General features: G+C 66.0%; 23 protein-coding genes and 1 tRNA gene. 20 read left to right on the top strand and 4 right to left on the bottom strand.

All coding sequences use genetic code 11. The features are described from left to right. Nucleotides 1-5: 5 nt before the first annotated feature. The 6 genes from ACT2B0_RS17495 (at nt 6) to ACT2B0_RS17520 (ending at nt 5,436) form a co-directional block, all read left to right on the top strand. On the top strand, nt 6-926 hold the full coding sequence (locus tag ACT2B0_RS17495) for an ABC transporter permease (protein ID WP_473459615.1): 921 nt from the start codon (nt 6-8) through the stop codon (nt 924-926). A 46-nt stretch (nt 927-972) separates the two neighbouring features. After that, nucleotides 973-1,770: an ABC transporter permease gene (locus ACT2B0_RS17500; protein WP_473459616.1), complete on the top strand. Its 798-nt coding sequence runs from the start codon at nt 973-975 to the stop codon at nt 1,768-1,770. Further along, nucleotides 1,767-2,903, top strand: coding sequence for an amidohydrolase family protein (locus ACT2B0_RS17505; RefSeq protein ID WP_473459617.1), 1,137 nt, complete (start codon nt 1,767-1,769; stop codon nt 2,901-2,903). The genes ACT2B0_RS17500 and ACT2B0_RS17505 overlap by 4 nt, the downstream gene beginning before the upstream one ends. Further along, nucleotides 2,900-3,892, top strand: coding sequence for an ABC transporter ATP-binding protein (locus ACT2B0_RS17510; RefSeq protein WP_473459618.1), 993 nt, complete (start codon nt 2,900-2,902; stop codon nt 3,890-3,892). Before ACT2B0_RS17505 ends, ACT2B0_RS17510 begins: the two co-directional genes overlap by 4 nt. Then, entirely contained in the window at nt 3,889-4,854 is a 966-nt protein-coding gene (locus ACT2B0_RS17515) for an ABC transporter ATP-binding protein (protein ID WP_473459619.1), read from the top strand. The genes ACT2B0_RS17510 and ACT2B0_RS17515 overlap by 4 nt, the downstream gene beginning before the upstream one ends. A 69-nt stretch (nt 4,855-4,923) precedes the next feature. Further along, the gene (locus ACT2B0_RS17520; RefSeq protein ID WP_473459620.1) at nt 4,924-5,436 is read left to right on the top strand and encodes a RidA family protein; all 513 of its coding nucleotides are present in this window, start codon (nt 4,924-4,926) and stop codon (nt 5,434-5,436) included. Between the two features lie 56 nt (nt 5,437-5,492). Here the strand turns inward: ACT2B0_RS17520 and ACT2B0_RS17525 are convergent. Beyond that, nucleotides 5,493-5,582, bottom strand: a tRNA-Ser gene (locus ACT2B0_RS17525). Nucleotides 5,583-5,831: 249 nt separating this feature from the next. Here ACT2B0_RS17525 and ACT2B0_RS17530 point away from each other — a divergent pair. The 3 genes from ACT2B0_RS17530 (at nt 5,832) to ACT2B0_RS17540 (ending at nt 7,549) form a co-directional block, all read left to right on the top strand. After that, nucleotides 5,832-6,494, top strand: a complete 663-nt coding sequence (locus ACT2B0_RS17530; protein ID WP_348488656.1) for a 50S ribosomal protein L21 — start codon at nt 5,832-5,834, stop codon at nt 6,492-6,494. Nucleotides 6,495-6,573: 79 nt separating this feature from the next. Further along, nucleotides 6,574-6,843 (top strand): 50S ribosomal protein L27, encoded by a 270-nt coding sequence (rpmA, locus tag ACT2B0_RS17535; RefSeq protein ID WP_348488657.1) that lies wholly within the window; start codon nt 6,574-6,576, stop codon nt 6,841-6,843. 118 nt (nt 6,844-6,961) lie between these two features. Continuing rightward, nucleotides 6,962-7,549, top strand: a complete 588-nt coding sequence (locus tag ACT2B0_RS17540) for a GNAT family N-acetyltransferase (protein WP_473459621.1) — start codon at nt 6,962-6,964, stop codon at nt 7,547-7,549. A 57-nt stretch (nt 7,550-7,606) separates the two neighbouring features. Here the strand turns inward: ACT2B0_RS17540 and ACT2B0_RS17545 are convergent, their stop codons facing one another. After that, nucleotides 7,607-8,476, bottom strand: coding sequence for an endonuclease/exonuclease/phosphatase family protein (locus tag ACT2B0_RS17545; RefSeq protein WP_473459622.1), 870 nt, complete (start codon nt 8,474-8,476; stop codon nt 7,607-7,609). Nucleotides 8,477-8,609: 133 nt separating this feature from the next. On the opposite strand from ACT2B0_RS17545, the gene obgE reads away from it, so the two are divergent. From obgE to ACT2B0_RS17600, 11 genes are all read left to right on the top strand, one after another. After that, the gene (gene obgE / locus ACT2B0_RS17550) at nt 8,610-9,659 is read left to right on the top strand and encodes a GTPase ObgE (RefSeq protein ID WP_473459623.1); all 1,050 of its coding nucleotides are present in this window, start codon (nt 8,610-8,612) and stop codon (nt 9,657-9,659) included. Next, nucleotides 9,659-10,807: a glutamate 5-kinase gene (gene proB, locus ACT2B0_RS17555; RefSeq protein WP_473459624.1), complete on the top strand. Its 1,149-nt coding sequence runs from the start codon at nt 9,659-9,661 to the stop codon at nt 10,805-10,807. The genes obgE and proB overlap by 1 nt, the downstream gene beginning before the upstream one ends. A gap of 16 nt (nt 10,808-10,823) precedes the next feature. After that, nucleotides 10,824-12,110, top strand: coding sequence for a glutamate-5-semialdehyde dehydrogenase (locus tag ACT2B0_RS17560; protein WP_473459625.1), 1,287 nt, complete (start codon nt 10,824-10,826; stop codon nt 12,108-12,110). Between the two features lie 47 nt (nt 12,111-12,157). Further along, nucleotides 12,158-12,739: a nicotinate-nucleotide adenylyltransferase gene (locus ACT2B0_RS17565; RefSeq protein WP_473466065.1), complete on the top strand. Its 582-nt coding sequence runs from the start codon at nt 12,158-12,160 to the stop codon at nt 12,737-12,739. Between the two features lie 120 nt (nt 12,740-12,859). Beyond that, the gene (locus ACT2B0_RS17570) at nt 12,860-14,179 is read left to right on the top strand and encodes an MFS transporter (protein WP_473459626.1); all 1,320 of its coding nucleotides are present in this window, start codon (nt 12,860-12,862) and stop codon (nt 14,177-14,179) included. Between the two features lie 116 nt (nt 14,180-14,295). Continuing rightward, on the top strand, nt 14,296-14,670 hold the full coding sequence (gene rsfS, locus ACT2B0_RS17575) for a ribosome silencing factor (protein ID WP_473459627.1): 375 nt from the start codon (nt 14,296-14,298) through the stop codon (nt 14,668-14,670). A 10-nt stretch (nt 14,671-14,680) separates the two neighbouring features. Continuing rightward, nucleotides 14,681-15,163, top strand: a complete 483-nt coding sequence (rlmH, locus tag ACT2B0_RS17580; RefSeq protein WP_473459628.1) for a 23S rRNA (pseudouridine(1915)-N(3))-methyltransferase RlmH — start codon at nt 14,681-14,683, stop codon at nt 15,161-15,163. A gap of 263 nt (nt 15,164-15,426) precedes the next feature. Continuing rightward, on the top strand, nt 15,427-16,659 hold the full coding sequence (locus ACT2B0_RS17585) for a murein hydrolase activator EnvC family protein (protein WP_473459629.1): 1,233 nt from the start codon (nt 15,427-15,429) through the stop codon (nt 16,657-16,659). After that, the gene (locus tag ACT2B0_RS17590; RefSeq protein ID WP_473459630.1) at nt 16,649-17,974 is read left to right on the top strand and encodes a S41 family peptidase; all 1,326 of its coding nucleotides are present in this window, start codon (nt 16,649-16,651) and stop codon (nt 17,972-17,974) included. Before ACT2B0_RS17585 ends, ACT2B0_RS17590 begins: the two co-directional genes overlap by 11 nt. Nucleotides 17,975-18,176: 202 nt before the next feature. After that, nucleotides 18,177-19,229, top strand: coding sequence for a divergent polysaccharide deacetylase family protein (locus tag ACT2B0_RS17595; protein ID WP_481658417.1), 1,053 nt, complete (start codon nt 18,177-18,179; stop codon nt 19,227-19,229). 9 nt (nt 19,230-19,238) lie between these two features. Further along, entirely contained in the window at nt 19,239-19,763 is a 525-nt protein-coding gene (locus tag ACT2B0_RS17600) for an RNA pyrophosphohydrolase (protein ID WP_473459632.1), read from the top strand. Between the two features lie 47 nt (nt 19,764-19,810). Here the strand turns inward: ACT2B0_RS17600 and ACT2B0_RS17605 are convergent, their stop codons facing one another. After that, nucleotides 19,811-20,596 carry a formyl transferase gene (locus tag ACT2B0_RS17605; RefSeq protein ID WP_473459633.1) on the bottom strand — a complete coding sequence of 262 codons (786 nt, stop codon included), beginning with the start codon at nt 20,594-20,596 and terminating at the stop codon, nt 19,811-19,813. 99 nt (nt 20,597-20,695) lie between these two features. Next, on the bottom strand, nt 20,696-21,094 hold the full coding sequence (gene cueR, locus ACT2B0_RS17610) for a Cu(I)-responsive transcriptional regulator (RefSeq protein ID WP_473459634.1): 399 nt from the start codon (nt 21,092-21,094) through the stop codon (nt 20,696-20,698). Between the last annotated feature and the right edge of the window lie 21 nt (nt 21,095-21,115).

A 21,115-nucleotide genomic window follows, 5' to 3' on the forward strand; every position in this document is an offset into this window, starting at 1 on the left:
GCACGATGTTCAGGTTCCTCGTCAAGCGTTTTGCGATGATTCCCCTGGTGGTGCTGGGAGTCGTGACGATCCTGTTCATCATCTTCAAGTCGGTGCCCGGCGACGAGGCGGCCTTCGTCGCCGGAGCCACCGCAACCCAGGAAGAGATCGAGGCGGTGCGCATCCGGCTCGGCCTCGACCGCCCCCTGGCGGAACAATATCTCAAGCATCTCGCGGGCCTCGCCGTGGGGGATTTCGGCTATTCCACCACCTTCCGCGGCAATCCGCTTCCCCATATCGTCGACAGACTGCCGGCTACCGTCGCCCTGACGGTATCGGCCATCGTGCTGACCATCCTTGCGGGCATACCCGCCGGCATCGCCGCCGCCGCCTTCCGCAATCGATGGCCGGACTACCTGATCTCGTTCACCGTCGTGGGCCTGCTCGCGGTGCCGAATTTCTGGCTCGGCATGCTGCTGATCGCCTTCCTGTCGGTCAATCTCGGGCTGCTGCCCAGTTTCGGCGCATCGGGACCAGCATCGCTGGTCATTCCCACGCTCGCGCTCGCCGCACGGCTGATCGCGCTGGTGGCCAGGATGACGCGGGGCGTCGTGATCGAGGAACTGCGCAAGGACTACGTACGCACCGCGCGCGCCAAGGGTCTTTCCCATGACGGCGTGCTGCGCGGACACGTGTTGCGCAATGTGATGATCCCGACGGTTACGGTGATCGGCCTTCAAACGGGATATCTTCTCGGCGGGTCGGTGGTCATTGAAAGGCTCTGCGCCTGGCCGGGCATCGGCGACCTGCTGCTGACGGCGGTCTCGGTGCGCGACTACACGCTCGTTCAGGCGATCGCGCTGATCTTCGTGGTATCCTTCCTCGTCATCAACATCGCCGTCGAGATCATCTACCGCTTCGTCAATCCGAGGTTGCGTTATGCATGAGGTGACGCCGGCACGACCGGCAAGGCGGCGGCGACGAGGCGTCAACGTGTTCCTGTGGCTGGGCGCGAGTCTGCTGGCACTCTTCGCGCTGCTGGCACTTTTCGGCGAGGCCGTGGCGCCGCACGATCCCAATGCCCAGGACCTTTTCGCGATGCTCGAGCCGCCCTCGGCGGCCCACCTTCTCGGCACGGACAATGTCGGACGCGACATCCTTTCGCGCATCATCGTCGGCACGCGCTTTACGCTGTCGATCGCGCTCGCTTCGGTGTTTTTCGCCGGCATTGGCGGGGTCGCGCTGGGCGCCATTGCCGGCTATTTCGGCGGCGTGACCGACCGCGTGGTCACCGGGATCATCGACCTCCTGCTGACCGTGCCCAACATCGTGCTTGCGATCGCGATCGCCTCGGTTGCCGGCTCCAGCGCAACCGGGCTCACCATCGCCATCACAGCGAGCTTCATCCCGCCGCTGGCACGGCTCGTCCGGGGCCGGGTGATCGAACTCGCCGAGGAGGATTTCGTTGCCGCCTCAATCACCGTGGGCATGAGCCATACGCGCATCCTCCTGCGCCATATCCTGCCCAACGCGGCGACTGTCATCATCATCGAGCTCAGCCTCAATGCGGGCCAGGCGGTGCTGATCGGCTCGGCGCTGGGTTTCCTCGGGCTCGGCGTCCAGCCACCCGCGCCCGAATGGGGAACCATGCTCGGCGCCAGCCGGGAATATCTGACCATGGCGCCGCACCTCGTGATCGCGCCCGGCATCGCCATCTCCCTCCTCGTTCTCGCCTTCAACGCCTTCGGCGATGGTTTGCGCGACGTCTTCGATCCAGGTTCCAGCTCATGACGGTGTCCACAATGGATTTCGGCATCATCGATTGCCACGCCCATATATTCCCGCCGGCCGCCGGCGCCGCCGGTTTTCCCGACGTTGAAACGCACCTTCTGCACCAGCAGCGCGCCATGCACATGCATGGAAACCAACCCTACCGCCGAACCCGCGACGGTTCCGTCGCCACTGAGCGCATGTTGTGGAACCAGACCGACCCGTCACCTGCGGGCCGGCGCGACTGCGCCTTCCGGGCCGGGCGGTTCGGCCGCTTCGAATGGACGAGCGGCGGCGAGGATTTTTACGTTCAGTTCCTGCCACCCTGGATGGACGACCTGTCGATGAGCGCCGAAAAACTTATGGCGTTCATGGACAATGCCGGGGTCGCGACCGCGATTCTCCAGAACGACCATATTTACGGCAATCTGGCCGAGGATTTTGCCGCCGCGGCAGGCGCCCATCCCGGCCGCTTTGTCGGCCTTGCCCAGGTCGAGGAGGCCTTCGCCTATACCGACGAGGAACTGCGGCGCCTTGCCGACGAGATCGGTCGTCTGAAGATGGCAGGCGTCTATTTTACCACGACGGGGCTGTTTCGCAGCGGCTACCGGCCAATGCACTCAGACGCCGTCTACGCCCCCTTCTGGCGCTTCATCGAGCAGAGCGGCCTGCCGGTGTTCTGGGTCCAGTCGGCAAACTCGCCGGTCGGCACCTATGAAGACGAGATGCGCCATCTGGAACGCATCGTCGAGCGCTTTCCCGGCATTCGCCATGTTCTGGTTCACGGCGTGCCGACATCGCTTTATGCCGACGACCAGGATCGTCTCACGCTTCCCGCCGTGATCGACACACTGCTTTCCCAGGCGCCGGTTTCCGCCGAAATCCTCTACCCGATCGCCTGGGGCGGGCGGCAGGACTACCCCTATCCCCGCGCGCACCTTCATATCCGCCAGCTGGTCGAGCGCTTCGGCGCCGAGCGCTTCCTGTGGGGCTCCGACGCGCCCAATGTCGACCGCTACTGCACCTACGCGCAGTCGCTGACCTATTTCACCCACTACGCCGACTATCTTTCGGACCGGGATCGGCGCGCCATCCTGCGCGACAACGCGGTCGCGCTCATCCCGGCGCTCGCCGGGCGGGACGGCACCGGATGACGCCGCTTCTCTCGATCCAGGACCTGACCGTGGAACTGACTGCCCGGGACCGCACATTCGATGCCGTAAGCGATCTGTCCTTCACCGTCGCGCGCGGCGAAGTGCTTGCGCTGGTGGGAGAATCGGGCTCGGGCAAGAGCATGACCGCACTTGCGATCATGCGGCTTTTGCCCGACCCGGTCGCGCGGATCAGCAAGGGCCGCATCCTGTTCGACGAACTCGACCTTGCCGCGGCGAGCGAGGCCAGCCTGCGCTCGATAAGGGGAAACCGCATCGGCCTGATCTTCCAGGAACCGATGACATCGCTCAATCCGTCGATGCGCGTCGGCCCGCAGGTCGCCGAGGCCCTGCGCCTGCACAAGGGGCTCGACGCCGTCGCCGCCAGACGGTGCGTGGAAGAGATCTTCGAACAGGTGCGCATACCCGATCCGAAGCGGCGCTTCGACGACTATCCGCATCAAATGTCGGGCGGCATGCGCCAACGCGTGGTGATCGCGCTCGCACTGGCCTGTGATCCGGATGTGCTGATCGCCGACGAGCCGACCACGGCGCTGGACGTGACCACCCAGGCCCAGATTCTGGAAACGTTCCGCGACCTGCAGGCCGCCGTCGGTGCCGCGACGATCCTGATCACCCACGATCTGGCCGTCGTCGCCGAAACGGCCGACCGCGTGGCCGTCATGTACGCCGGCAGGATTGTCGAGGAGACGACGACCGAAAGATTGTTTGCCGACCCCCAGCACCCCTACACGCACGGCCTGCTCGGTTCGATCCCGCATATCGCCGAAGCCGGCAGCGCCACCGAACGCGGCCGTCTTGCCGAAATTCCGGGCACCGTGCCCGCGCTGTGGGCCCTGCCCCGCGGCTGCGCCTTCGCGCCGCGCTGCCCGCGAGCCCGGCCGCGATGCGAGGTCGAACGACCGCCACTGTCCGACATGGCGCCCGGACACCGCGCGGCCTGCTGGTATCCGATGAAAGGCGCGGCATGAGCAAGCTGCTTGAGGTCAGCAATCTGGGCAAGCGCTTCACCATTGCCGGCGGGCTCGCCGGCAGGGCGCGAACCGTTCACGCCGTCGACGACGTTTCCTTCTCCATCGCCGCGGGCGAGACACTCGGCCTGGTCGGCGAATCGGGTTGCGGCAAGTCGACCGTCGGCAAGATGATCGTCAGACTGCTTGAGCCGAGCGACGGAAAGATTCTTCTCGACGGCATCGACATCTCCCATTTGTCCCATCGCCGCATGCGCCCGTTACGACGTCGCGTGCAGATGATTTTCCAGGATCCGAACGGTTCGCTCGATCCGCGACAGCGCGCCCAGGACATCGTCGCCGAACCGCTGCTGGTCAGCGGCATGCGCGGCGCCGCGCGGCGGCGGGAGCGGGTCGCCGACCTGTTCGAAAAGGTCGGATTGCGGCCGGACCAGATGCGCAACGTGCCGTCGAAATTCTCCGGCGGACAGCGCCAGCGGCTGGCGATCGCCCGCGCGCTGGCGCTCAATCCCGCGCTGATCGTCGCCGACGAACCCGTCTCGGCCCTGGACGTGTCGATCCAGGCACAGGTTGTCAACCTGATGTCGGACATCCAGCGCGAATTCGGTCTCGCCTATCTGTTCGTCGCGCACGATCTCGGCATCGTGCAGCACATCAGCGACCGGGTCGCGGTGATGTATCTGGGCCGCATCGTCGAAATCGGCGACACCGCGCGTGTCTATCAACAGCCCAGCCACCCCTATACGCGCACGCTGATGGATGCCGTGCCCAAGCCCGATCCGACGCGCCGCCACCGCCGCCTCAAGGTGCCGCGCGGCGAGGTGCCCAGTCCGCTGGACCCGCCCTCCGGCTGCGCGTTCCATCCGCGCTGCCCGGTCGCGACCGACATCTGCCGCCGCGAGCGGCCGCTTCTGCGCCGTGTTGCGTCCGGCGCCGAGGCCGCGTGCCACCATGCTGATTGATCAATCGCCGCGCCGCTGGCGCGGACACGGCCAACGCAAGCCCTGCGTTCGGCAATCATGGAGTCTTCGATGAACCTCGCATGTTCCGGCCAGGCGGCCGGTCGCTCCCCCGAGGAACGGCTTGCACAAATGGGGGTTGTTCTGCCGCCTCCCCCGCCGCCGATCGGCAACTTCCTGACGCATGTGCGCGAGGGCGAGCTTCTGTTCCTGTCCGGCCAGGGGCCGCGTGAGGCCGACGGACGCCTGCATACCGGCAAGGTGGGCGCCGATGTCTCGGTCGAACAGGCCTACGCGCATGCACGGCTGACCGGCATGAACCTGCTTTCGGTCGTGCGCGCCGCGCTTGGAGGGCTTCACCGCGTCAGGCGGGTGGTCAAGCTCCTGGGCATGGTCAATGCGACGCCGGACTTCACTCACCATCCCGACGTCATCAACGGCTGTTCGGATCTGCTCATCATGACTTTCGGCGAAAACGGCCAGCATGCGCGCTCAGCCGTCGGGCTGGGTTCGCTACCGGGAAACATCACCGTCGAGATCGAACTGGTGGTCGCGGTCGAACCATTCGCCCCGGAGAAACCGTAACCCATCTCTCCGGTACAATCTGTTACCCATGTCTCCGGAATGGACCCTATGGACCGTGGCGGAGAGGGGGGGATTCGAACCCCCGATACCCTTGCGAGTATGCCGCATTTCGAGTGCGGTGCATTCGACCACTCTGCCACCTCTCCGCGGGTCATGGTCAGCCGTTGCCGGCGCGGCGCACAGATAGCGAAGGTCGCCCGCCGAAACAAGGCCCATTGTGCCGAAAAACACCACGCTTGCTTGACTTGAAGCACCCGTTCGGCTAACGACGCGTGGCTTCCGGCGTGGAAACTCTCCGCGCCGTTTGTCATTTGAACCCGAAACAGACTGAAAAGAAGACGGCCGGGCGGAACGTATCCGCTCAACGAGCCGATCCGAACAGCGAAAGGCAAGAAATGTTCGCAGTCATCAAAACCGGCGGCAAGCAGTATCGCGTTGCCGCGGACGACCTCCTGAAGGTCGAAAAGGTCGCGGGCGAAGCCGGCGACATCATCGAATTTCCGCACGTGCTCGTCGTCGGCGAGGGCGAGGACGTCACATTGGGCGCCCCCTTCATCGACGGCGCCTCGGTGGCGGCCGAAGTGGTCGAGCAGGGCCGCGGCAAGAAGGTGATCGCCTTCAAGAAGCGGCGCCGCCAGAATTCGCGCCGCACGCGCGGCCACCGGCAGCTTCTGACCACGGTGCGCATTTCCGAGATCCTGACCGGAGGCGCCAAGCCGTCGAAGAAGCCGGCCGCCAAGAAGGACGCCGCGCCGAAGAAGGCCGACGACAAGCCCGCGGCCAAGAAAGAGGCGGCGCCGAAAAAGGCGGACGCCAAGGTCGACACCGCGGCCGCTCCGCTGTTCACCGCCCCGAAGGGCGACAAGGACGACCTGACCACGATCAAGGGCATCGGCCCGGTGGCGGCCGGGCAGTTGAACGAGCAGGGCATCACCACCTTCGCGCAGATCGCCGCACTGTCGGACAAGGACGTGGCGCGCATCGACGAAGCGATGCCGTTCAGCGCCGACCAGATCAAGGACTGGCGCGACCAGGCCAAGGAACTGGCCAAGGGCTGACCCCGAGCCCAAGGTTTGAAAAGCGGCGCGAATGCGCCCATAAGGTTGAAGGCGCCTCTGCGGCGCGAAGGAGCAGAAAATGGCACACAAGAAAGCTGGCGGTTCGTCGCGTAACGGTCGCGATTCGGAATCCAAGCGCCTTGGCGTGAAGAAATTCGGCGGCGAGAAGGTGATCGCCGGCAACATCATCGTGCGTCAGCGCGGCACCAAGTGGCACCCGGGCGAACGTGTGGGCATGGGCAAGGACCATACTCTTTTTGCGCTCGAGACCGGTGCGGTGTCCTTCCGCAAGAAAGCCAATGGCCGCACCTACGTATCGGTGAATCCGATTATGGAAGCCGCGGAATAGCCGGTTCCGCTTCAAGATACCGGCGCCCCCTCTCGGGAACCGGTGTCTGGACACTCCAGCAATAGGATCAGGGGAGATGGGGCGCCATCTCCCCTTTTTCATTGCCGGAGGACAGGACATGGTTGCCGAAAAGGAAGACGTCGAAGACGAAAGTCTGCGGATCGATTGCCCGGTACTCGTCACAGCCAGGCTGGTGCTGCGACCGCCGCATCGCGACGACCTGCCGGAGTTGATCGAGCTCGCCGACAATCGCCGCATCGCCGAGATGCTCGGGCGCATGCCGCACCCTTACGGCGAGATGGAAGCCAAGGCCTTCATCGCCACCGCGCGCAATCGCGGTCCCGGCTGCACCTATGCCATCACCAATTCCGAAAACGGCGCCTTCATCGGCTGCGCGGGACTGAACGTCACGCAGCGCGGACTGGAGATCGGCTACTGGATCGGCGAGCCCTACTGGGGTCGCGGTTACGCCACCGAGGCCGCGCACGCGCTGGTGGACCTGGCCTTCCGCGCAACCGCGATCGACACGTTGCACGCCTCCTGTCGCGTCATCAATGACGGGTCGCGCCGCGTGATCCACAAATGCGGGTTCCAGTATGCCGGCCAGGGCATGCTGGACTCGCTCTCCGCCGGGCAGGTGCCGGTAGAGCGCTACCGGCTCGACCGCAGGACCTGGGTAAGCCTGCGCACCTGGGCGCAGAGCTGAGCCGTCCGCTCCGACCGCCGCCCCGTCGCCCGTCGCCTGGACGGGCGGCGTCGCCCCTCAACCCAGCTCCATCCAGACCGGGCGGTGGTCGGAGCCGAGCGCCTGGGTGTCGACCCAGCAACGCTTCACCCGGCTCGCGAGACCGGCATAGACGAAACAATAGTCGAGGCAGCGCCGCGCGTTCCTATCGTCGAGCCGTTTCGGATCGAGCCAGGTCACGCGCCCGGCATGGTCTGGATCGACCAGCACCGCGGCGTCGATCGGCAGGCGGCTGCGCCGCGTCACTCCGAACTCGACGTCGGGATGGCCGGTCATGGCGATATATTCGGGCGAGCCGGGCACAAGGTTGAAATCGCCCATCAGCACGAACGCTTCGGGATGCGGCGGCTCGGGAAAGCCGCGTTCAGACGTACCGGTCAACGCCCCGCCTTCGATGCCGTAGGCAAGCGCCTTGTCGACCAGATAGCCGATCTGCTCGATACGTTCGGCCGGACTGGTATGGTCGAGATGGACCGAATAGAAACGCAGCGGCCCAAACGGCGTTTCGGCCATCGCCTCCAGCGCGCCGCGCTGCAAATTGAGCCGGTCGAAGGTGCGCTGGCGCGGCAACAGCAGGTTGCGCGAGGACAGGATCGGCGTCTTCGACAAAACCATATTGCCAAACTCGAACATGCGGGTGACCGCGCGCCCGTTCTCCACGGCAGACCCCATATCGCCCTGAAAGGGCGCGCCGAAGACGGAAAAATACTCGGGCAGAAGCTCCGCCATCTCCGCGACCATGTCGCGACCGGCATTGTCGGGATTGTTGCGCGAGACTTCCTGCAGCGCGATCAGATCGGCCCCGCGCACGGCATCGGCGATGCGGGACAGATCGTAGCGACCATCAAGGCCGATGCCGTACTGGATATTGTAGGTGACGCATTGCATGGTCTCGAGCCCGCCCCTGCCCAGCGGTTTACCGCACGGAGATTGCGGTAAACCGTCATTTCCGATATCGCTCTCGCGCCCGCATGCGCGAACGTAGCGGCTCAAGCAGATAGAACGGCAAGTTGTCAATCCGATGAAATTTCTCGACCAGGCCAAGGTCTATATTCGTTCGGGCGACGGCGGAGCCGGATCGGTTTCCTTCCGGCGCGAGAAATATCTCGAGTTCGGCGGGCCGGACGGCGGCGATGGCGGCCGCGGCGGCGATGTGTGGGTCGAGGCGGTCGACGGGCTGAACACGCTGATCGACTATCGCTACCAGCAGCATTTCAAGGCCAAGACCGGCATGCACGGCATGGGCCGCAACCGCACCGGCGGCAAGGGCGCGGACGCCGTGCTGAAGGTGCCGGTCGGCACCCAGGTGTTCGAAGACGACAACGAGACCCTGATCTGCGACCTGACCGAGGTCGGCCAGCGCGTGAGGCTTGCCGCCGGCGGCAATGGCGGTTTCGGCAACACCCATTTCAAGAGTTCAACCAACCAGGCGCCGCGCCGGGCCAATCCCGGCCTCGAAGGCCAGGAACGGACGATCTGGCTGCGGCTGAAACTGATCGCCGACGCCGGACTGGTCGGCCTGCCCAATGCCGGCAAGTCGACCTTTCTGTCGACCGTTACCGCGGCCAAGCCGAAGATCGCCGACTACCCCTTCACCACGCTCCACCCGGGCCTCGGCGTGGCGCGGGTCGACGCACGCGAATTCGTCATCGCCGACATCCCCGGCCTGATCGAGGGCGCGCACCAGGGCGCGGGGATTGGCGACCGATTCCTCGGCCATGTCGAACGCACCCGGGTCATCCTGCATCTGGTGTCCGCGCGCGAAGACGACCCCGCCGCCGCCTACCGCACCGTGCGCGGCGAGCTTGAAGCCTATGGTCACGGCCTCGGCGACAAGCCCGAAATCGTCGCGCTGGCGCAGATCGACACCCTCGACGAAGAAGAACGTGCCGAAAAGGTCGCCGCCCTGCAGGCGGCTGCCGGGCGCGCGCCCCTGCTCTTGTCGTCGGCCACGCGCGAAGGCGTCGAGCAAACCCTGCGCGCCTTAATGGCCGTGATCGAGGAGACCCGCGCCGCCGAGGCGCAAACAGATGACACGCCCGATCCGCGCTGGCAGCGCACGGAGCGATAATGGCCCGGCAACCGCTTTCCGCCTATCGCCGCATCACGGTCAAGGTCGGCTCCGCCCTGCTCGTCGACCCCGAGCGCGGCCTCAGGCGCGACTGGCTCGCATCGCTGTGCGCGGACGTCGCCAACCTGTCGGCGGCCGGTGCGGATATCTGCGTCGTCTCCTCGGGCGCCATCGCGCTCGGCCGCAAGCTGCTCGGCCTAGGCCGCCGGGCGCTGAAACTCGAGGAAAGCCAGGCCGCCGCCGCCGTTGGCCAGATTGCGCTCGCCGGCGCCTGGTCGGAAGAGCTCGACCGTCTGGGACTCGTCTCTGGACAGGTTCTGGTAACCCTCGGCGACACCGAGGAACGCCGCCGTTATCTCAACGCCCGGGCGACCATCTCGACTCTGTTCAAGCTCCGTGCCGTGCCGGTCATCAACGAAAACGATACCGTCGCCACCACCGAGATTCGCTATGGCGACAATGACCGGCTGGCCGCGCGCGTGGCGACCATGATCCAGTCGGACCTTCTGGTTCTCCTGTCGGACATTGACGGGCTTTACACCGCCCCGCCGGCGCGCGATCCCGCCGCCCGCTTCGTGCCCGAGGTCGACGCGATCACGCCGGAGATCGAGGCGATGGCCGGCGAGGCCGCCTCGGAATTCTCGCGCGGCGGCATGCGCACCAAGCTCGACGCCGGCAGAATAGCCACCCGGGCCGGCACCGCCATGATCATTGCGTCGGGCACCAGACTGTCGCCGCTTGCGGCCATCGACCGCGGCGAACCGTCGACTTTTTTTGCGCCCAGCCAGACGCCGGTGCGCGGCTACAAGACATGGATCGCGGGCCAACTCGAACCGGCTGGCCGGCTCGTCATCGACGACGGCGCGATCGGCGCGCTGCGCTCGGGCAAGTCTTTGCTGCCGGCCGGCGTGCGCGCGGTCGAAGGCGGGTTCGCACGCGGCGACACCGTGGCCGTGCTCGCGCCGGACGGCAGCGAGATCGCGCGCGGCCTGGTTGCCTACGACGCCGCCGATGCCGTAAGGATTGCGGGACTGAAGAGCGCCGACATCGCCCGCGTGCTGGGCTACGAAGCGCGCGCGGCGATGATTCACCGCGACGATCTCGTGGTGACGCCGGCCCCCTCGGCCAGGAAAGAGGCCCGCGGCTGAGCGCTGGGAGGACGACATGCTCACAACCAATGACGACGCCCGCATCGATGTGGTAACGCTCATGAACGAGATGGGCCGTGCCGCCCGCGCCGCGGCGCGACCGCTGGCCACGGCGTCGGAAACCGTCAAGAATGCCGCACTCCACGCTATGGCCGACGCGCTTGAGGCCAACGAGCGCCAGATCATGACCGCCAACGCCATCGATGTCGCCGACGGCACCGAAAACGGTCTCTCGGCCGCCTTGATGGATCGTCTCGTTCTGACGACTGAACGTATTCGCACCATCGCCGGGGGCGTGCGCGCCATCGCCGCCCTGCCGGATCCGGTGGGCGACGTCATTGCCGCGTGGGAGCGGCCCAACGGGCTCAAGATCGAGCGCGTGCGCACGCCGCTCGGGGTTATCGGCGTGATTTTCGAAAGCCGGCCCAACGTCACCGCCGACGCGGGAGCGCTGTGCCTGAAGGCCGGCAACGCCGTCATTCTGCGCGGCGGCTCGGATTCGGCCAATTCCGCGGCCGCGATCCACGCCTGCCTGACCGAGGGGTTGAAAACCGCCGGCCTGCCCGAGACCGCGATCCAGATCGTTCCGACCACCGACCGCGCCGCCGTCGGCGCGATGCTCAAAGGCCTCTCCGGCGCGATCGACGTCATCGTGCCGCGCGGTGGCAAGAGCCTGGTCAGTCGGGTGCAGGAGGAGGCCAGGGTGCCGGTCTTCGCCCATCTCGAAGGCTTGTGCCATCTCTATATCGATGCCTCGGCCGATCCGGACATGGCGCGCGCGATCGCCGTCAACGCCAAGATGCGTCGCACCGGCATTTGCGGCGCTACGGAGACCCTGCTCGTCGACCGCGCCGCAGCCGACACCCATCTCGTGCCGGTCCTGACCGCGCTCGCGGGGGCGGGCTGCGAAATCCGCGCCGACAGCGCGGTGCGCACCTATTATCCCGCCGCGACGCCGGCGAGCGACGACGACTGGACGACCGAATATCTCGACGCCATCATCTCGGTGAAGCTGGTCGAGGGTATCGCGGGCGCGATCGAGCATATCGTGACCCATTCGTCGCATCACACCGAGGCGATCGTGGCGGAAGACCCGGCCGTGGTCGAGCGCTTCTTCAACGAGATCGATTCTGCGATCCTGCTCCACAACGCCTCGACCCAGTTTGCCGACGGCGGCGAATTCGGCATGGGCGCAGAGATCGGCATCGCGACCGGAAAGATGCATGCACGCGGTCCGGTCGGCGTCGAACAGTTGACATCGTTCAAATACCGCGTCCGCGGTTCCGGCCAGCTCCGGCCTTGACCGGCGCCAGCCAGAGGCTTGAGGGCATTCCGGCCCGCTATCTGCGCATGCCCCATGTCGAGCGCGGCATGGCCGTCGGCATCTTCGGCGGCTCTTTCAACCCGCCGCATGCCGGCCACGCCCTGGTCGCCGAGATATCGCTGCGGCGCCTGCGCCTCGACCAGCTCTGGTGGCTGGTCACGCCGGGCAATCCCCTCAAGGACGTGAAGGAGCTCGCGCCGCTGGCGCGGCGGCTGGCGCAATCCGAGGCGATCACGCCGGACCCGCGCATCAAGGTGACCGCCTTCGAGGCGGCGCACCGCATCCGCTACACCGCCGACACACTGGAACTGGCGACACGGCGCAATCCCGGCGTCGATTTCGTCTGGATCATGGGCGCCGACAGCCTCGCCGGCTTCCATCGCTGGCAGCGCTGGCGCGACATCATGGCGATCATGCCGATCGCCGTCATCGACCGGCCCGGCGCGACGCTGTCCTTTCTCTCGTCGGTGACCGCCAAGGCCTTCAGCCGGGCCCGCATCGACGAGGACCAGGCCGCGCGACTGGCCCGCACCCCGGCGCCCGCCTGGACGTTCATCCACGGGCCGCGCTCCTCTTTGTCCTCGACCGCCCTCCGCAACGCGGACTAGCCCGGTCCCGGATACGCCGACGCTCGGTCGCGCGCCCACCGCCGCCGCCCGTCCAGTTCCAGACAGTTCGTGCCGTTTTCGTCGTGTTCCGCCGCGCCCGAAAGGAACATCATCGGCGCGATGAGCTTCGTTTCGAGCACAGAAGCGGCCAGTGCGCCGCCGACCGATCCGGCGCAATCCGCGCCGGCGATCGCGATCGCCAGCGTGATCCTGTCGACGGCGCTTGTGGCGGTCGGCAACGGGCTGATGTTCGCTTTCGTGCCGGTCCGGCTGGCCGTGGACGGATTTCCGCCAACCTGGGCCGGACTGATCCTGACCGGTCTTTCGGCCGGCGGCATGGCCGGTTGCTTCCTGACCGGGCGCATCGTCAACCGCGTCGGCCACGCCCGCGCCTATATGATCTTTTCGGCACTGATCATCCTGTCGAGCGTCGCGATCAGCATCAAGGTGACCCCCGCGCTCTGGGTTCCGGCGCGAGCGCTGTACGGCTTTGCCATATCGGGGCTCTTCATCGTTGCCCAGAGCTGGCTCAACGACGTCGTGGAAAACCACGTGCGCGGTCGCGTGATCGCCATTTTCTACGTCAGCTATATCGTCGGATTGGGCCTCGGGTCCTATCTGCTGACCTTTATCGACATCGCCACCAACGCAGCACCGGTGGTCGCGGTCGCGTTCGGCGCGCTGTCGATCATTCCCGTCGGCCTGACCCGGCTGCGCACCCCGCCGCCGCCGCCGATCGCCTCGATCGCGCTCCGGCGCGCCTGGCAGGTTTCGCCGGTCGGGCTGGCCGGCATGCTGGCCGTCGGCGGGCTGTCGATGATGGTCGCCGGCTTCGCGCCCATCCACGCCACCGCAATCGGATTTTCCAAGGACCAGGTCGCCCTGCTCCTGCTGGCCATGCCGCTCGGCACCATGCTGGTACAATTGCCGTTCGGCTGGCTGTCCGACCGCACGGACCGGCGCTACGTGCTGGTTGCCGCCTCCGTGATCGTGATCGGCGCCGGCGCGCTGGCGACTGGCGCCGACGGAAAGGAAATGGCGTGGATGATCCTGATCTACATGGTGTGGAGCGGCGCCACCGAATCGATCTATTCGATTTCCTCCGCGCACGCCAATGACCGCGCGGAAAAGGGCGACCTCGTCTTGCTGTCGAGCACCATGCTGTTCACCTGGTCTTTGTCGGGCTTCGTCATACCGGGGATAGCCACCGCCCTGACCGCCTTTGCCGGCACTGGCGCCTTCATCGCCGTGGCGATTGCCATCGCCGCCGTCTTCTGCGCCTTCGTCGTCTGGCGGCTGACGCAGGCAGACGCCGTGCCTGCCGACGAAAGCGGTGATTTCGCGCCTTTGTCCGCACAGGCGCCGCCAGCCCCCGAATTCGCCTATGCGACCGAGGAGTACGGTTCGGGGGACGCGAACGAGGCGGCCGGCCAGTCTTGAAACTGTTAAGGGTCCATGCCTATCTTTAGCATGTCACGTGACTCGCGCGTGGCGGAGTTGTTCTTACCGTGAAAGGAAAGACACTGAGAACAGCACTGGGCAAGAAGGCTGAAATCATGCCTTCGCCGGCCGGGATGACCCGACAGGGTGAATCTCAGGCCTTGAAAATCGTCCTTGAATCTCTGGAAGACTCAAAGGCGGAAGACATCGTCTCAATCGACATCCGGGGTAAATCGAGCCTTGGCGACCACATGGTGATCGCCTCGGGTCGGTCGAACCGTCATGTCGGTGCGGTGTCGGACCATCTGATCAAGGCGCTCAAGGAGGCCGGACTGGGTAGCGCCCGGGTCGAAGGCCTGGCGAATTCGGATTGGGTTCTGATCGACGCCGGCGACATCATCGTCCATGTCTTCCGGCCCGAGGTCCGCGAGTTCTACAACATCGAAAAGATGTGGCAGGCTCCCGATCTCGAGGACGAAACGGTTCACTGAACCGAAGGCGATGCGGATTGCCGTGCATGCAGTGGGCCGGATGAAGACCGGCCCCGAGGCGGAGCTTGCCGGCCGCTATTTCGATCGCCTCGCCAAAATCGGCCCGTCAGTCGGCCTGGAATGGGCGGGGCTATCCGAAACCGTCGAAAGCCGCGCCCCCGGTCCAGGCGAGCGCAAGCGCGAGGAAGCCGCGCGGCTCACCTCGGTGCTCGAGCCCGGATCTGTGTTGCTGCTTCTCGACGAACGCGGCAAGGCCCAGGGGTCGGAAGACCTCGCGCGCTGGATCGCAAAGACCCGCGATGAGGGATGCCGCAGGCTGGTGACCGCGCTCGGTGGCCCGGACGGCCACGATGCGGCGCTGCGCGACGGGGCCGGCCTTGTTCTCTCCATGGGCAAGCTCACCTGGCCGCATCAGTTGGCGCGCGTCATGATCGCCGAACAGCTCTACCGGTGCGCGACCATTCTGGCCGGTCACCCATATCACCGCATCTGACGGCGCGTTCGGGCGGCGTTTGCCGCCCGTCGCCACAATTTCCGACAAAAGCGGGCCGACTCTGCGCGCGCACCCGCACGATGCGATATGGTTGATGCTTCCTTAACCGGCCGCTCCTAGGGTCGCGACCCGAGAAACGCCGGCAGGATCAGGGCGGAGCGATGACGAGAAACCGCAGCGACAGGAACGGGAGGCGCGGACGGACCCTGCTTGCCGCTCTCGTGCTTGCGGTCGCCGTCCCGACCCCGCCTTTTGCCCAGGACATGGCGACCCTGGAGGAGAAGCGCACCGATACCGCCTCCGAATACCAAACAATCCTGCGCCAGATGTCGCTGTCGCAAGAGCGTCTCGATTCGCTGGCGGACGAGGTCGCGGCGATGCGCAAGGATAACGCGGCCATCACCACCGCCCTGATTCAGGCGGCAAAGACCGAAAAGAAGCTCTCCAACGACATCATCGCCATCGAGACACGCCTGGAAACGCTCAAACAGCAGGAAGACGCGCTAAAATCCTCGCTTCATGCCCGTCGCGGTGTCCTGGCCGAAGTCCTGGGCGCACTCCAGCGCATGGGGCTCAATCCGCCGCCGGCGATTCTGGTCAGGCCCGAGGACGCGCTGTCGTCGGTACGCAGCGCGATCATTCTGGGCGCGGTCGTGCCCGAACTCAGAGCCGAGACCGAAATCCTCCTCGGCGATCTCAAGGAACTGGCCGCGCTGCGTCGCGCGATCGCCGGCGAACGCGAGAGACTGTCTGCCACCGTGCAGGACCAGGCGGCGGAAAAGAAGCGACTGGCGCTGCTGCTGGAGGAAAAGAGCAGGCTCTTGCGGGCGAACGAATCAACCATGGAAAAAGAGCGCGAGAAGGCCGCCGCCCTCGCTGCCAGGGCAGGCAGTCTCAAAGAATTGATCGCCTCCATCGAGGCCGAGATCACCGGCGTTCAGGAAGCCGCGCGCGCGGCGCGTCTGGCGGAGGAAGAGCGCAGGCGCCGCGAGGCGGAAGCCGCGGGCCGCCCCGTGCCGGAAGCCAACCGGCTGGTAACGGGCCTACCCTTTGAAAGTCTTGAAGGAACGGTCGCGCTGCCGGTGTCGGGCACGTTCGTGCGACGCTTCGGCGAGAGCGACGGGCTCGGCGGTCACATGGCTGGCGACACGCTTCAAACACAATCCGGCTCTATCGTCACCGCACCTGCCGATGGCAGTATTTTGTACGCGGGCCCGTTTCGTTCATACGGCCAACTCTTGATCGTCGATGTTGGCGACGGTTATCATGTCGTGCTGGCGGGTTTGGCGACCACGAACGTTTCCCTGGGCCAGACGGTGCTGTCGGGAGAACCGATCGGCGCCATGGGGGAAGCAAGGGTCGCCAGCGTGGTGACATTGGGAAGTGCGAGCAGCAGTCCGGAGCTTTACGTAGAGTTCCGCAAGGATGGCAAACCCGTCGACCCGGGCCCATGGTGGGCCGACCGGGATTCTGGAAGGACGAAAGATGATTCGTAAGTTGTCGCTTCTTCTTGCCGGCGCCTTGATGGGCGCCTCCGTGATGAGCGTCGTTTACGGCCCCACGGGCTCTTCCGCGATCGCGGCCAGCTCGGAAACCTATCGCCATCTCGCGGTTTTTGGCGACATCTTCGAGCGCGTGCGTGCGCAATATGTCACGCCGCCCGAGGACAAGGACCTGGTCGAGAACGCCATCAACGGCATGCTCACCTCGCTCGATCCGCATTCGTCCTATCTCAATCCGGATGCCGCCAAGGACATGCGGGTCCAGACCAAGGGCGAGTTTGGCGGCCTCGGCATCGAGGTCACCATGGAAAACGAACTGGTCAAGGTGATCACGCCGATCGACGACACGCCGGCCGCCCGCGCGGGCGTGCTTGCCGGCGACCTGATCGCGGAGATTGATGGCGAGGACGTACGCGGCCTCAACCTGTCGGACGCGGTCGAGCGCATGCGCGGCGCCGTCAACACGCCGATTGAACTGACAATCCTGCGCGAGGGCGCCGTCGAACCGATCACGATCACGATCGTGCGCGCCATCATCAAGGTCAGGGCGGTCAAATACCGCGTCGAGGGCGATATCGGCTATGTGAAGATCGCCTCCTTCACCGAAAAGACCTTCGACGATCTGCAGGCGGCCATCACCGACATCGAAGCCGAGATTCCGGCCGACAAGCTGAAAGGTTTCGTGCTCGACCTGCGGCTTAACCCCGGTGGCCTGCTCGACCAGGCGGTGAGCGTTTCTGACGCCTTCCTCGATCGCGGCGAGATCGTCTCGACCCGTGGCCGCGACCCCAAGGACGTGGTCCGGTTCGATGCGCGTGCTGGCGACCTGACCGGCGGCAAGCCGCTGATCGTCATGGTCAATGGCGGCTCGGCGAGTGCTTCCGAGATCGTCGCCGGCGCCCTTCAGGATCATCGCCGCGCGACAGTGCTCGGCACGCGCTCTTTCGGTAAGGGATCGGTGCAAACCATCATCCCGCTGGCCGAGAACGGCGCCCTGCGCCTGACCACCGCGCTCTATTACACGCCGGCGGGAAAATCGATCCAGGGCAAGGGCATCACCCCCGACATCCGGGTCGAGCAACCGCTGCCGGACGAATTGCTCGGACGTGACGTGACGCGCGGCGAATCGGATCTGCGCGGCCATATCAAGGGTGACGAGGAAAGCGAGGAAGGTTCTGGTTCGGCCGCCTATGTGCCGGCGGAAGCCAAGGACGACGTGCAGCTTACCTACGCACTCGCGTTGTTGCGCGGTGAAAAGACCGACCCGGCCTTTCCGCCCAACCCGGACCAGGCGGTTCTCAATCAGTAAGCATGCGGCGCCGGCGGCTCAACCGTCCGGCGCCGTTCGCCCCATGCCTCGACACACCTGGTTCATTCCTGCCTGAAAGGCTCCTGGCTTGCCGCTCGACAAGCAGATCGAACGTCCCCTCGGTCAGCACGGCGCGCGACCGGCCAGCCGGCCGTGGCCGATGCCCGGCGCGGCCCAAATCGCCGGCGCTGTGAGCCTATGCATGGTTGCCGCAGCCGGGCTGTGGATCGCCCTGCTGCCAGATCCATGGCGCCAGCCCGCTGCCGAGGTCGTGGCGCTGGAGGCCGCGCGGCCCCCACCGCCCGAGCCATCCGCCGAAAAGGCCCTGGCGCCGGCCGACGAAACGGCGGCCCCGACGCCCTCCATCATTCGCGTTCCCGAAAGATCCGAGGCCACGTCGGGATCGAACGTGATCGTGATCCGCGATCCCTCCGCCATCGGCCAGGACCTGCGGGTCGCGCATCTTCCCGATCGGGCTCTCCTGGAACAGTCCGAGCATGGTCCGCTGCCGGTTCGGGCCGATGACGGGCGCCGGCCATTCGACGTCTATGCCCGACCGTGGTCGGGCGCGCGCGGCGCGCGCGTGGCGATCGTGATCGGCGGCATGGCCCTGTCGCAGACCGGCACACAGGCGGCAATCGCCAAGCTGCCGCCCGAAGTGACCCTCGCCTTCGCGCCGCAGGGCAACTCGATCGGCCGCTGGATGCAGGCCGCACGCAGCGAGGGGCACGAAATATTGATGCAGTTGCCGCTCGAGCCATTCGATTATCCGCGCGTCAATCCCGGCCGCGACACGCTGACGACTGAGGCGTCGAGCGAGCAGAATATCGACACCCTTCACAAGGTGCTGGGCCGCACGACGAACTATGTCGGCGTGATGAACTATATGGGCGCGCGCTTCACCGCCGAGGACGCCGCCTTCGCACCGGTTATGCGCGATCTCGGCGCCCGCGGGCTGCTTTATCTCGACGACGGCTCCTCCGCGCGCAGCCTCGCCGGAGAGCTGGCCGCCAAGAGCCGGGTTCCCTATGTCGAGGGCGATGCGACGATCGACCAGCGCCGCGACCGGGCCGCCATCCTGGAAAAGCTCGACGAACTGGAGCGAATCGCCCGCGCCCGCGGCTTCGCGCTCGGCACTGGATCGGCCTTCGACGTCACGGTCGATACCGTCGCGTCATGGGTGGCTGAGGCCAAAAAACGCGGCATCGAGATCGTCCCCGTCTCCGCACTCGCCGCCGATCCGGAAAAAAGGTAACACCGCACAATGGCAAGAGAGAACACCGCGGCGCGCAATACCGCGCTGCCCTACCGGCGCTGTGTCGGCATTGTCGTGTTGAACCGGGACGGCCATGCGTGGGTCGGCCGGCGCATCCACGTTCCCGACGGCGAGATGACCGGCTCCGACAAGCTCTGGCAGATGCCGCAAGGCGGGATCGACAAGGGCGAGGAACCGCTTCTGGCCGCGCGTCGGGAACTGTTCGAAGAGACCGGCATGGAAACGGTCAGCCTGCTTGCCGAAGCGCCGGACTGGATCGACTACGACCTGCCCGATCACCTCGTCGGCGTCGCGCTGAAGGGCAAATATCGCGGCCAGACGCAAAAATGGTACGCGTTCCGTTTCGACGGCTCAGACAGGGAAATCCGCATCAACCCGCCGCCCGGCGGACACGAGCCGGAATTCGACGCCTGGGCCTGGAAGCCGCTCAGCGACCTGCCCGGCATGGTCGTGCCGTTCAAGCGCGGCGTCTACGACGCGGTGATCGCCGCATTCCGGCATCTCGCCGCCTGAGGGCGGCCGCGACCGCGCGCGGCCCGTCTGTCGGCGGCCGGGGTTGGCTACCACGCGCCGCGTTTCAGCCCGGTCCACAAATAGAACCAGATGGTGGGATGATACCATTGCCGCGACGGCCCCTCGGGCGCGCGCGGCGCAAGCCTGCCTTCAAGCGCATCGCCGACCGCCTCCACGCACATATCGCGCGATAGCGCCGCCAGCCGGTGGGCATAGGTCATGATCGTGTCGCCGGGTTCGGGCGAGCCGCGCACCTGGCGCACGATCATCCCGGTGTCGACGCCGGCATCGACCAGATGCACGGTGGCGCCGAAATTCTCCCGATCGCCCATGGCCAGCGCCCAATAGCCGCCATTCATGCCGCGATAGGCCGGTGTGATGCCGGCGTGATAGTTGAGCACCGGACAGGATAGCCGCGCCAGAACCGATGGTCTGACGATGCGACAGCCGGCCAGAAGCACGACGCGCGGCTTCAGCCGGTCGATTTCCTGAACGAAGCGGTCGCTGTTGACCGACGCGACGCGTATGATGCTCTGGCCGGGACCGGGCGCGGTCTCGAGCCTCTCCGTCGCCACGATTCCCGCGATCCGGCGTGTCGACAGACGTTTGCCAAGCCGGATAAGCACCATCGTGCAAAACTGTCCGGCAAGCGAGACCCAGCCGGTCTTCCGCGCGCGCCGGCGCAGGAAGGCGAGTTGCGGTTCGCCATCCTCCTTGACGACGTCGATCGCTCCGTACCGCCGTGCGAGCGCGTTGACAATGATCCAGGGATAGGGACCGCCGGCCGTCACCACGCAAACGCCGGAGCGTTCTTGGTCACTGACGGGGCTCACGGTGTCCGCCCCATCAGGCCATTCCGCGCGCCGCGTCGGCTCGCCTCCTCCCAACCGTCTGGCGGGAAGCAGCGACGACGCGGGTAACGGCGCCCACCATCATGACGCCGATTGCCCGCCGGCCAACTCGTTGATGATCGGACAATCCGGACGATGATCGCCGTGGCAATGCTCGACCAGATGGCTGAGCACGTCGCGCAACCCTTTGAGTTCGGCGATCTTGCGGTCGATCTCGACCAGTTTCGCTGTCGCGATCTCCTTGACGTCCGCGCTCTCGCGGCCGGTATCGTCGTAAAGCGACAGCAATTGCCGGCACTCCGCGACGGAAAAGCCCAATCCCCGCGCGCGCTGAACGAAGCGCAGTCGGTGCACATCGGAGGTCGAATAATCGCGATAGCCATTGTCGCCGCGATCCGGCTTCAAGAGCCCGATATCCTCGTAATAACGGATCGTCTTGGCCGGCAGGCCGGATCGTTCGGAAGCGATGCCGATATTCATCTCATCAGTTCCCGTTCAACA

This window comes from Nitratireductor sp. J20-h4 (assembly GCF_056780505.1).